Consider the following 12,476-nt stretch of genomic DNA (forward strand, 5'->3'; position numbering starts at 1 on the left):
GTCACGGACACGGTCACTGAGGTGACCGGCGTGAGCGCATGACGATGCCCCCACCGTTTTCGGTGGGGGCATCGTTGTCTCTGCATGTTTGTCGTCGGCGCTGTTGTCCGGCTCGGCTCGGCTGGGTCGGGCTCGGACGGGCTCGGCTCAGCTAGGCTCGGCCGGGCTCGGCGCTATTCGTCTCGATTGAGGACGGCGAACCCGGTGAGGATCTGACCGAAGTGAGTCTCGGCGGCGTTCTCGATGTCAGTGTCGTCGCTCGTCGCCGAGGTGGTGTCACCGGTGGCATCCGAGCCGTCGAACGAGTCGCCTGTCGATGACGAACCGTCCTGGCTGCCGCCGTCGGTGCTGCTACCGTCGGTGCTGCTACCGTCGGTGCTGCTTCCGTCGGAGCTGCTGCCGTCCTGGGAGCCGCCCGACGTCGTTCCGCCGTTCGACTGGCCTCCGTTCGCCTGGCTGCCGTTCGACTGGCCGCCGGGCATGCCTCCGCCGTTCTGCGTTCCGCCGCCCTGCTGGGCACCACCCCCGTTCTGGGTCCCGCCCTGCTGGCCGCCGGGGCCGCCCATTCCTCCGGGGCCGTTCTGTCCGCCCGGTCCCTGGCTTGAGCCGGAGTCGGATGAGGCCAGGACGGCAGAGGCGCCGATCGCGCCCCCAGCGAGTCCGCCGACGACGAACAGGGCCGAACCGGCGAGAATCGCCGGAACGAGCGGCACGCGCCGCTTCTTCTTCCCGCTCTCCGGGGTCGCCGCCGTCGGCGGGTAGGCAATGGCCGGGCCCTGGTTGGAAGCAGGGCCCGGAGACGCCACCTGGTTGGGGTTCCGGCCCAGGCTCGGGTTCTGCCCCTGGTTGGGGTTCTGGCCCTGGTTGGGGTTCTGGCCCTGGTTGGGGTTCTGGCTCGGGTTCGGAGTCGGCGCCTGGTTGGGGTTCTGGCTCGGGTTCGAGTTCTGGTTCTCGGTCATGGAATCTCCTCTGTTGGTCAGTGATTCCACTCTCGGCCACGGCGCTGTAGCCAGTCCCAGCCGAGCCTGTGCCCTGGCTGTGGGATCTTCAGGCCGCGCGGAGTCGCAGCTCGAAGACCGTTCCATCGTCGGAGCTCGACATCGTGATGCTGCCGTGCATGAGGTCGACGAGACCGGCCGCGATCGCCAGGCCCAAACCGGAGGAGCCTCCCTGCACCCCGGCCCGAGTCCGTGAAGCGTCGCCGCGGACGAAGCGATCGAAGACCCTGTCACGGATCTCCTCGGGGATTCCCGGCCCGTTGTCGCTGATGCGTATCGCCACGATGTCCCCGGGCATCTGCCCGGAGATGGGCTTGTGCGCAGCCAGGGCTTCGACGTGGACCCGGGTTCCCGGGGGTGTGTGCACGCAGGCATTGGTGATCACGATCGACGCGGCCTGCCGAACCTGATCGACAGCACCCCGCGCTTCGAGGGCCTCGGGCGGGAGGTCGAGGACGATCGAATGGTCGGGGTGGACGACGTGGGCGTCCTCGACGAGCTCTAGCAGCAGGGAGGACACGTCCACGGTGTCCTGCTTCGTCGGCTGACGTCCGGCCTCGAGCCGTGCCAGGAGCAGCAGATCATCGACCAGAGCCGACATCCGCATCGCCCCCGCATCGATCTTCGACAGGGAGGTGGTCACCTCGGCGGGCAGGTCCTCACGGTAGGGCCGGGTGAGATCGGCCCAGCCGCGGATCGTCGCGATCGGGGTGCGCAACTCGTGCGAGGCGTCGGCGACGAAGCGACGCATCTGCTCCGTGCCCCGATAGCGCTCCTCGAGGGCGGACCCGACGTGGTCGAGCATCCGGTTGACGGAGGCTCCGACGTCGCCGACCTCCGTGCCCGGCACGGCGAGCTCGCTCGGCACCCGCAGCGCGAGTTCTGGTCTGCCGGCGCTCAGCTCGAGATCGGCGACCTCGCGCGCGGTGCGGGCGACGTCTCGGAGATCGCGCAGCTGCCGATGGATGATGATCGCCATCAGCGCCGCAGTGGTGAGCACGCCGATGATGACGACGAAGACCGTCGTCCACGCGGTGCGCTCGAGCGCGGAGTCGACATTGCCCTGCGGGACTCCGTAGACGGTCGTCGTCCCGTCATCGTCGAAGGCCACGACACGATAGGAGCCGAAACCGGGGACGTCGACGGAGCGGTGTCCCCCGGCCGCGGACCGGGTGCCCTTCTCCAGCAGCGTCGACACGGCCTCGGCGGGGAGGACCTGCGGCCGGGACTGCCCCGCCTCGGCGATCAGCCCCTCACCACCGTCGCCGGCATCGACGACGACGAGGGCGCCGTCCCCGACTCCGGGCTGGAACAGGTAGCGCAGGGCTTCGTCGACCGGTGACTGCGAATCAGAGCCGCCGGGACCCTGGTTCGGCCCGCCGTCGGAGCGGGCATGCTGGGTCATGCTTGAGAGCTGGGCGTCGAGGTCGGACATCAGCGAGGTCCGCACGCTCAGCCACGAGGCGGCTCCGATCCCGGCCCCGACGAGGAGGAGCACGAGACCGGCGATGATGATCAGCCGAGTCTGCAGCCGCAGCCTGCGCACGGAGAATCCCCGGCTCACTGATCCGCCCGCAGGATGTAGCCGGCCCCGCGCTTGGTGTGGAAGAGGTTCGGCAGCTCGGCGAACGGGGCGTCGATCTTCTTCCGCAGATAGGACACATAGAGTTCGACGATGTTGCCGTTGCCGCCGAAGTCGTAGTCCCACACCCGGTCGAGGATCTGCGCCTTCGAGAGCACCACCCGCGGATTGCGCATGAACAGCAGCAGCACCTCGTATTCGCGGGCCGTCAGCTCGATCGGGTGCCCGACGCGGGTGACCTCATGGGATCGTTCGTCGAGTTCGAGATCACCCACGCGCAGCACATCGTCCTCGTCGGCCGGGACGCTCGGGGCGCTGCGGCGCAGCCTGGCCTCGATCCGGGCGATCACCTCGTCGAGGTTGAAGGGCTTCGTCACATAGTCGTCCCCGCCGAGACGGAGGCCCGTGAGCCGGTCGTCGACCTCGTCACGGGCCGAGAGGAAGACCACCGGAGTGTCGATGCCCTCTCCGCGGATCTTCTCGATGACCGCGAACCCGTCGAGGTCGGGCAGCATGACATCGAGGACGATGGCGTCGAAGTGCTCGCTGCGGGCCAAGGCCACGGCTTCTCGGCCGGTGCCGACTCCTGTCGCCTCCCAGCCTCTGACATGACAGGCCATGACGAGGAGTTCCGAGAGATTCGCTTCGTCATCGACGATGAGCACGCGTGGCGAGCTCGTGTCGAGGCCCTTCGCAGTCGGATTCATAGAACGATTATCCCCTCAACCGGCGCTGAGATCGTAGAGCGCAACATCATCGACGGTCGTCGCCTCGAAATTCGCCGCGACCCAGGCCGCAATCTGCGAGGAGGAGGAATCGGAATACGAACCGCCGGGTCCGCCGCCGGATCCCGATCCGATGTAGTAGTGGATCTGCCCCTCGGCGACGAGCTGCTTGAACTCCTCGAGGGTCGGTGAGGGATCGGTGCCGTTGAACCCGCCGATGGCCATCACGGGCTCCTCGAGCGCGAGCTGGTAGCCGGCGGCCTGATTCGCCCCGGTCGCCGCCGCGACCCAGGTGAAGTCGGAGGCGTCCGCGGAGAGCAGTTCGGTGAGTTCGTCCGAGGGCTCGGAGCCGTTGAGCAGACCGCCCATGCCGCCTCCCCCACCGCCGCCGGGTCCGCCCGCGGCGCGTTCGGTGCCGTCCCCGGCGGTCGTGCTCCCCCCGCCGGGGGCTCCCCCGCCGCCGGGCATGCCGCCTCCGCCACCGGGACCTCCGCCCATTCCCGAGCTCGTGCCGGCGATGGTGACGATGGATCCCTGGGTGGTGCCGACGATCGTCCGCACGGACAGCTGCGCCGGGATCGCTGCGCTGCCGAGGATGGCGACGGCCACGAGCACCGAGGCGAGCGGGCGGGTGGGTCGCCGGTGCGCGGTGACGATGAGGCACAGGCTGCCGAGGACGGACACGATGAGCACGCCCCACCGCAGCCACTCGGGGATCCCGGACATCTCCGAGCTGATGATGAACTGCCAGGCACCGGTCAGCGCCCAGGCCACCGCGAGAAGCAGTCGCCGCACATAGCCGGGTCGGCTCAGCAGCACGGCCACGCCGATGCCGATGACCACGGCGATCGCCGGAACGAGAGCCACAGTGTAGTACTCGTGGACGATTCCGTTCATATTCGAGAGCACCAGCCAGGTGACGACGAGCCAAGCGCCCCACATGAGCACGGCCGCGCCGAGGCTGCCGCTCCTGCCGTTGCCGTCTGTCGCCCTGTCGGCCACGCCGCCGGTCACCCCGTCGGTGACCCGTTTCGTCACCGCGGTGCCGCCGCGACGACGGGCCACCTCGGCGAGGATGAGGAGGACGATCGTGACGACGAGGAGAACGAGTGCGGTGGGCAGGAACCAGGAGATCTGCTGGCCGAAGCTGCCGGTGAACAGGCGGGTGATTCCTGTTTCGCCCCAGCCGCCTCCCTGACCGCCGCCACCGCCGCCGACGGAACCGGTCTCGTTGCCGGTCAGCCGGCCGAAGCCGTTGTAGCCGAAGGTGAGTTCGAGGAATGAGTTCGTCTGGGAGCCGCCGACGTAGGGGCGGCTGTCTGCGGGCGTGAGCTCGACGAGCGCGATCCACCATCCGGCGCTGACGACCATCGAACCGATCGGCACGAGCAGCCACAGCAGACGCCTGATCCACGAGGTGCGGGCGAAGAGCACCCAGGCGGCGGCGAGGCCGGGCACGATGAGGAGGACCTGGAACTGCTTGGTCAGGAAGCCCAGGCCCAGGCACACTCCGGCGAGGAGCAGCCATCCGCCGATGCGCAGTGCCCGGTCATGCCTTCCGGCAGCGGTGCGCAGGGCGTGCTGGGTGGCCACGACGGCTCCGACCATGAGGGTCACGAGCAGCGCGTCCGGGTTGTTGAAGCGGAACATCAGTGCCACGACGGGAGAGAGGGCGAAGATCCCGGCTGCACCCAGGGCAGCGGCCCGCTCGAGTCCGGCGCCGAGGTGTCCGCGCAGTGCCAGCCGCGTCGAGTGGGCGATGAGAAGCACGGAGATTCCGGCGAGAAGCACCTCGGGCAGCAGCATCGAGAACGAGGAGAACCCGAAGACGCGGGCGCTCAGTGCCATCAGCCACAGGGCGGCCGGGGGTTTGTCGACGGTGATCGCGTTCGCGGAGTCGAGGGAGCCGAAGAGGAACGCCTCCCAGTTCTCCGATCCTGCCTGGACGGCCGCGGCGTAGAACGAGTTCGCCCAGCCGTTCGCGCTGAGGTTGACGAGGAAGGCTGCCACGGTGCCGAGCGTGAGCACGGCCAGTGCGACCGGGTACCAGTGCCGTCGCCATCCGGTGGTGTGTGTTTCGCTGCGAGTCTCAGACATGCTGCGTCTCCTCCTGTGTGGTCTGAATGGTCTGTGTGGTCTGTGCGGAGCCGACGCTGCGTGTCCCCGCATGGCGAGGAGCGCGAGCGAACACCCAGGTGCGCATCAGGACGAAGCGGACGATGGTGGCCGCGAGGTTCGCCGCCGTGAGTACGGCGAGCGTGGCGATGCTCGCCCACTCGCCGGTGAAACCGGCAGAGACGGCCAGACCCGCAGAGGTGAAGGCGAGGCACAGGCCGAAGGCGGCGAACCCCTTGAGCTGGGAGACGAAACGGCGGTGCGGTGAACGCACGCCGAAGGTGTGGCTGCGGTTGAGGCCCGTATTCATCACCGTCGAGATGAGCAGGGCACCGATGTTGGCCACAGCCGGGGAGACCACTTGGATGCCGAACAGGAACAGCACCGCGTAGAGGAGAGTGCTGATGATTCCGACGTCGATGAAATGGAGGATCTGGGCTCCGGTGTTCGGGGCCGGCACCTCGTGCCCGTCCCAGGACCGGCCGCTGCTGCGCAGCCGCACGATCCCCTTGATGTCCTTCCACGCCGTGGCGACGACGTCGACGGAGGAGTCGGGATCGTCTGTCCAGTCGGTGCCGAACTCGTGGATCCGGTAACCGGCCCATTCGGCACGGGCGAGCAGCTCGGTGTCGAAGAACCATTCCTCGTCCTCGACCTCGGGCAGCAGCTCCTGCGCCGCTCTCGCAGAGAGCGCCTTGAACCCGCACTGGGCGTCGCTGAATCCGACGCCGAGGCTGAACTTGAGCAGCCGGTTGTAGCAGCGGGAGATGATCTCGCGTTTGACCCCGCGGCTGACCTCCAGCCCGGGCAGCAGCCGGGAGGCGATCGCGACATCGGCCAGGCCCGAACGGATGACCTCGACCATCGGGTCGAGGACCCTGATGTCCGTGGCCAGGTCCACATCCGTATAGGCGACCACCTCGGCGTTCGAGGCCCGCCACACCTGGGAGAGCGCGCGTCCGCGGCCCTTCTCCTCGAGTCGGACGTACTCGACGTTCGGATGTGTCGCTGCCAGCCTCGCCCCGATCTCGGGAGTCGAATCGGTGCTCGCATTGTCGGCGATGATGACCGTGACCTCGGTGGTGCGTCCGCTGTCCGCGGCGAGCAGGGTCTCGACGGAGGCGGCGAGGCCGGCCTCCTCGTTGTAGACCGGAACGACGAGGTCGACGGTCGTGGGCGGACGGGTGGCCGTGGATGCTGTCTGCGCCTCGGGCTCCTGCCAGGCGATGTTCTCGTGTCTCATGGACTCCACATTCCCGTCAGCGCTTAGGCCGGGCATGGGTCGAAGCTGTGGCCAGCCTGTGGACTGTGTCCGGCAGGCCCGAGTGTGGTTCCCGCTACACTGGGCACCATGCCACACGACGACTCCGAGCAGCCTGCGACACCACGCATCCGCGCCTCCGACAAGGACCGGGACGCCGTCCTGGCGGTGATCACCGAAGCCGTGAGCAATGGTCGACTCGATCCGGAGGAGACCGCCGAACGTCAGGACGAGGCGATCTCCGCGAAATACCTCGACGAACTCCTGCCCCTCATCCTCGACCTGCCCGAAGGTCATGAGCTCTACCGTGATCTGCAGCGCCAGACCGGGGGTGGGACCACGGCCGGTGCCTCGCTGGTCCAGCGTTCCGGGCCCTCTCCCCTGGCCCCGCGAGCCGATCCGGGATCCGCGGCACCCGTCAACTCCGTGGCCATCATGTCCGGACGCGAGGTCGACGTGCCCGCAGGGACCGCCGAGGTGACAACCTACGCTCTCATGGGCGGGGACAACATCGACCTCTGCGAAGTCATGGGCCCCGGGGTGACGGTGTCGGTGACCTCGTACTCCATGTGGGGCGGCCACGACATCTATGTGCCGCCCGGTGTGCGCGTCCGCGACGACACCGTGAACATCATGGCCGGCAACGAGATCCGCCAATCGGCGAAGGGCGACGGTTCGAACGGGACTCTCGTCCTCAAGGGCGTGTCCCTCATGGCCGGTCACGATGTGCATCTGGCCAAGGGATACCGAGCGAAGGATCAGGGACAACTGGAATGAAGATAGGCGTACTCACCTCCGGCGGCGACTGCCCCGGACTCAATGCGGTCATCCGCGGAATAGTCCGCAAGGGCATCCGATCACATCACAACGAATTCGTCGGCATCCGCGACGGCTGGCGCGGACTGCTCACCGACGACATGTTCGAGATGTCGATGCTCGACGTCCGCGGCCTCTCCGGGCGCGGCGGCACGATCCTCGGCACCTCCCGGACGCATCCCTACGAAGACGGCGGGCCGGAGCGGATGCGCACGGTGATGGCCGAGCACGGCATGGATGCCATCATCGCCATCGGCGGGGAGGGCACCCTCGCCGGAGCCTCCCGACTCGTCGACGAGGAGGGCCTGAACATCATCGGGGTCCCGAAGACCATCGACAACGACCTCGGCAACACCGACTACACCTTCGGCTTCGACACCGCCCAGTCCATCGCCACCGAGGCGATCGACCGTCTGCGCACCACGGCGGAGTCCCACCACCGCTGCATGGTCATCGAAGTGATGGGCCGCAACGTCGGCTGGATCGCCCTGCACTCGGGTATGGCCGCGGGCGCCCACGCGATCCTCATGCCGGAGTTCCCCGTCAGCTTCGACCAGATCGAGCAGTGGGTGACCTCTGCCCGGGATCGCGGCCGTGCACCCATCGTCGTCGTCGCCGAGGGGTTCATCCCCGAAGGACTCGACGAGCAGATCGCCGACGCCGGTGTCGACAACAAGGGCCGGACCCGCCTCGGCGGAATCGCGAACCTCCTGGCACCGAAGATCGAGGAGATCACCGGCATCGAATCGCGGGCCACGATACTCGGCCACCTGCAGCGAGGCGGCTCCCCCACCGCCTACGACCGCGTGCTCTCGACCCGGTTGGGGATGGCCGCCGCCGACCTCGCCGAGGCGGGACAGTGGGGGAAGATGGCCAGCCTCAAGGGCACGGAGATCGTCGCCGTGGAGATGGCCTCGGCAGTGGACAGCCTCAAATCCGTGCCGTTGGACCGGTGGGAAGAGGCGCAGGTCCTCTTCGGCTGAGGCCCCGGATGTGAACCGGTGAATGACAAGAGGGGCACCCACCTGATGGCGGGTGCCCCTCTTGTCTGCCTAGCGGCTCAGCGGCTCAGCCTCAGCTGAACGCGCCGTAGTCGTAGTCCTCCAGCGGGATCGCGGAGCCGGAATCGGCGCCGATGCCCGCGTAGAAGTCGCCGTAGCTGTTGGTGAACATCTCGGCCTTGGCCTCTTCGGTCGGCTCCACCACGATGTTGCGGTGTGTCTGCAGGCCGGTGCCGGCAGGGATGAGCTTACCGAGGATGACGTTCTCCTTCAGACCCATGAGCGTATCCGACTTGCCTTCCATCGCGGCCTCGGTGAGGACGCGGGTGGTCTCCTGGAAGGACGCGGCGGACAGCCACGACTCGGTCGCCAGCGAAGCCTTCGTGATGCCCATCAGCTCGTCACGAGCCGATGCCGGCTGGCCGCCTTCGGCGACCACACGACGGTTCTCGGCCTGGTAGCGGCCACGGTCCACGAGCTCGCCGGGCAGCAGGTTCGTGTCGCCCGACTCGATCACGGTCACGCGACGCAGCATCTGCCGCACGATGACCTCGATGTGCTTGTCGTGGATGCCCACACCCTGCGAACGGTAGACCTTCTGGACCTCCTCGACGAGGAAGCGCTCGGCCTCACGACGACCGCGGATGCGCAGCACCTGCTTCGGATCGACAGCACCGACGACCAGCTGCTCGCCGGCCTTGATGTGCTGCCCGTCCTCGACCATGAGTCGGGCACGCTTGGAGACTGCGTGCTCGATCTCTTCGCTGCCGTCATCGGGGGTGATGATGACGAAGCGGGTCTTGCGGCTGTCGTCGATCTTGGCCCGACCGGTCGCCTCGGCGATGGGAGCGAAGCCCTTCGGTGTGCGAGCCTCGAAGAGCTCGGTCACACGCGGCAGACCCTGGGTGATGTCACCCGAGGACGCCGCCGCACCACCGGTGTGGAAGGTACGCATCGTCAGCTGGGTTCCCGGCTCACCGATCGACTGGGCAGCGACGGTGCCGATGGCCTCGCCGATGTCGACGAGCTTTCCGGTCGCCATCGAACGGCCGTAGTGCATGGCCGAGATCTGAGTATCGGAATCCGCGGTGAGCACCGAGTGGACCTTGAGGTCCTCGATGCCGGCGGCGACCAGCGTGTCGATCGTCGCGGCGGTGACGTCGGTCTTCGCCGGGACGATGACATTGCCATCGGCATCGGTGACGTCGGAGACCGTGAGACGACCGTAGAGGCTGGTCTCCGCATATTCGTGCGGAACCAGGTTGCCCTCGTGGTCGCGTTCGGCCGCCGGCAGGGTGATGCCCTTGTTGGTGTCGGCGTCGGCGGTGCGGATGATGACGTCCTGGGACACATCGACGAGACGACGGGTCAGGTAACCGGAGTCAGCGGTTCGCAGAGCCGTATCGGCCAGTCCCTTACGAGCACCGTGCGAGGCGATGAAGTACTCGAGCACCGCGAGGCCCTCACGGTAGTTCGAGACGATCGGACGCGGGATGATCTCACCCTTCGGGTTCGTCACCAGACCGCGCATACCGGCCAGCTGACGGACCTGCATCCAGTTACCGGAGGCACCGGACTCGACGAGGCGGAGCACTGAGTTCTCCGCAGGGAAGTTCGTCCGCATCACCTGGTCGACCTTCTCGGTCGTCTCGGTCCACAGCTTGACGAGCTCGTTGCGGCGCTCGTCATCGGTCAGGGCACCGAGTTCGTACTGCTGCTGGACCTTGGTGTCGATGGTCTCCGCCTCGGCGAGGATCTCCGTCTTCGCCTCGGGCGAGACGACATCGGACATCGCCACGGTGATTCCCGAGCGAGTGGCCCAGTGGAAGCCGCCGGCCTTGAAGTTGTCCAACGTGTGGGCAACTTCGACCTTCGGGTACTCCTCCGCGAGGTGGTTGACGATCCGGCTCAGCGCCTTCTTGTCGATCGTGGAGTTGATGAAGGTGTAGTCGGCGGGCAGGTACTCGTTGAACTCGGCGCGACCGAGGGTGGTCTGCACGTCGAGCGGATCGCCGGCCTGCCAGCCCTCGGGCACCTCGATGTCGGAGCCGGGAACAACGTTCTCCAGGCGGATCGTGATGACCGAACCGAGGTCCAGCTCACCGCGATCGAAGGCCATGACGGCCTCGCCCATGCCGGAGAAGGAACGTCCCTCGCCGGCCAGGCCCTTGCGCTCGGAGGTGAGGTGGTAGAGGCCGATGATCATGTCCTGTGAGGGCATGGTCACGGGCTTGCCGTCCGAGGGCTTGAGGATGTTGTTCGCCGAGAGCATGAGGATGCGGGCCTCGGCCTGCGCCTCAGGACTCAGCGGCAGGTGCACGGCCATCTGGTCGCCGTCGAAGTCGGCGTTGAACGCCGAGCAGACGAGCGGGTGGAGCTGGATGGCCTTGCCCTCGATGAGCTGCGGCTCGAAGGCCTGGATGCCCAGACGGTGCAGGGTCGGCGCACGGTTGAGCAGCACCGGGTGTTCGGTGATGACCTCTTCGAGGACGTCCCACACCTGCGGGTGCTGACGCTCGACCATTCGCTTGGCCGACTTGATGTTCTGCGCATGGTTGAGATCGACCAGGCGCTTCATCACGAAGGGCTTGAACAGCTCGAGTGCCATGGTCTTGGGCAGACCGCACTGGTGCAGGCTCAGCTGCGGGCCGACGACGATGACCGAACGGCCCGAGTAGTCCACGCGCTTGCCGAGCAGGTTCTGACGGAACCGGCCCTGCTTGCCCTTGAGCATGTCGGACAGCGACTTCAGCGGACGGTTGCCCGGTCCGGTGACGGGGCGACCGCGGCGGCCGTTGTCGAACAGCGAGTCGACGGCTTCCTGGAGCATCCGCTTCTCGTTGTTGACGATGATCTCGGGAGCACCGAGGTCGAGCAGACGCTTGAGGCGGTTGTTGCGGTTGATCACACGACGGTAGAGGTCGTTGAGATCCGAGGTCGCGAAGCGGCCTCCGTCGAGCTGGACCATCGGGCGCAGCTCCGGCGGAATCACGGGAACGACGTCGAGGACCATGCCCTCGGGATTGTTGTCCGTGGTCAGGAACGCGTTGACGACCTTGAGGCGCTTGAGCGCGCGGGTCTTGCGCTGTCCCTTGCCGGTGTTGATCAGCTCGCGCAGCTTCTCGGATTCGGCATCGAGGTCGAAGTCGAGCAGACGCTTCTGGATCGCCTCGGCGCCCATCGCTCCGGTGAAGTAGAGGCCGAAGCGGTGGAACATCTCGCGGTACAGGCTCTCATCGCCCTCGAGGTCGTTGACCTTGAGGTTCTTGAAGCGGTCCCACACCTGCTCGAGACGGTCGACCTCACGGTCGGCGTTCTTGCGGAGCTTGTCCATCTCCTTCTCGGCGACGTCGCGCAGCTTCTTCTTGGCCTGGGCGGTGCCGCCGTCGGCCTCGAGGGCTGCGAGATCCTCTTCGAGCTTCTTGGCTCGGCGGTCGATGTCGGCGTCCCGGCGGGTGCCGATCTGCTGCTTCTCGACATCGATCTTGTTCTGCAGGCTGGGCAGATCCCGGTGCCGGGAGTCCTCGTCGACCGAGGTGATCATGTAGGCGGCGAAGTAGATGACCTTCTCGAGGTCCTTCGGAGCCAGATCCAGCAGGTAGCCCAAGCGCGAGGGAACGCCCTTGAAGTACCAGATGTGGGTGACGGGAGCGGCGAGCTCGATGTGGCCCATGCGCTCACGGCGCACCTTGGCCCGGGTCACCTCGACGCCGCAGCGTTCGCAGATGATGCCCTTGAAGCGGACTCGCTTGTACTTGCCGCAGGCGCACTCCCAGTCCCGGGTGGGTCCGAAGATCTTCTCGCAGAAGAGTCCGTCCTTCTCCGGCTTCAGGGTGCGGTAGTTGATGGTCTCAGGCTTTTTCACCTCACCGTGTGACCAACCGCGGATGGCTTCCGCGGTGGCAAGACCGATGCGCAGTTCATCAAAGAAATTGACGTCAGGCACGTAAATCCTCTTTCCTGGCGATGAACACCTCG

Annotated in this window: 8 protein-coding genes; 2 read left to right on the forward strand and 6 right to left on the reverse strand. The window is 67.1% G+C overall.

The window, feature by feature from the left end; all coding sequences use genetic code 11:
- Positions 1-173: 173 nt before the first annotated feature.
- The 5 genes from ACH82I_RS05385 to ACH82I_RS05405 all read right to left on the reverse strand — a co-directional run bounded on the left by ACH82I_RS05385 (position 174) and on the right by ACH82I_RS05405 (position 6,663).
- Positions 174-959: a hypothetical protein gene (locus ACH82I_RS05385; protein WP_413336009.1), complete on the reverse strand. Its 786-nt coding sequence runs from the start codon at positions 957-959 to the stop codon at positions 174-176.
- Positions 960-1,047: 88 nt separating this feature from the next.
- The gene (locus tag ACH82I_RS05390) at positions 1,048-2,562 is read right to left on the reverse strand and encodes a sensor histidine kinase (RefSeq protein WP_413336011.1); all 1,515 of its coding nucleotides are present in this window, start codon (positions 2,560-2,562) and stop codon (positions 1,048-1,050) included.
- Complete coding sequence (locus tag ACH82I_RS05395) at positions 2,559-3,287, reverse strand: response regulator transcription factor (RefSeq protein ID WP_413336013.1); 729 nt, start codon at positions 3,285-3,287, stop codon at positions 2,559-2,561. Before ACH82I_RS05395 ends, ACH82I_RS05390 begins: the two co-directional genes overlap by 4 nt.
- 15 nt (positions 3,288-3,302) lie before the next feature.
- Positions 3,303-5,402, reverse strand: coding sequence for an ArnT family glycosyltransferase (locus tag ACH82I_RS05400; RefSeq protein WP_413336015.1), 2,100 nt, complete (start codon positions 5,400-5,402; stop codon positions 3,303-3,305).
- Positions 5,395-6,663 carry a glycosyltransferase gene (locus ACH82I_RS05405; protein WP_413336017.1) on the reverse strand — a complete coding sequence of 423 codons (1,269 nt, stop codon included), beginning with the start codon at positions 6,661-6,663 and terminating at the stop codon, positions 5,395-5,397. The genes ACH82I_RS05400 and ACH82I_RS05405 overlap by 8 nt, the downstream gene beginning before the upstream one ends.
- A gap of 108 nt (positions 6,664-6,771) precedes the next feature.
- Here ACH82I_RS05405 and ACH82I_RS05410 point away from each other — a divergent pair, with 108 nt between their 5' ends.
- On the forward strand, positions 6,772-7,458 hold the full coding sequence (locus tag ACH82I_RS05410; RefSeq protein ID WP_413336019.1) for a DUF1707 SHOCT-like domain-containing protein: 687 nt from the start codon (positions 6,772-6,774) through the stop codon (positions 7,456-7,458).
- The gene (locus ACH82I_RS05415) at positions 7,455-8,480 is read left to right on the forward strand and encodes an ATP-dependent 6-phosphofructokinase (RefSeq protein ID WP_413336021.1); all 1,026 of its coding nucleotides are present in this window, start codon (positions 7,455-7,457) and stop codon (positions 8,478-8,480) included. The genes ACH82I_RS05410 and ACH82I_RS05415 overlap by 4 nt, the downstream gene beginning before the upstream one ends.
- Before the next feature lie 91 nt (positions 8,481-8,571).
- On the opposite strand, the gene ACH82I_RS05420 is transcribed toward ACH82I_RS05415, so the two are convergent.
- On the reverse strand, positions 8,572-12,444 hold the full coding sequence (locus ACH82I_RS05420) for a DNA-directed RNA polymerase subunit beta' (RefSeq protein WP_284934718.1): 3,873 nt from the start codon (positions 12,442-12,444) through the stop codon (positions 8,572-8,574).
- Between the last annotated feature and the right edge of the window lie 32 nt (positions 12,445-12,476).

Origin of the sequence: Brevibacterium sp. GP-SGM9 (genome assembly GCF_047300845.1) — a bacterium.
Classification (GTDB): Bacteria; Actinomycetota; Actinomycetes; order Actinomycetales; family Brevibacteriaceae; genus Brevibacterium.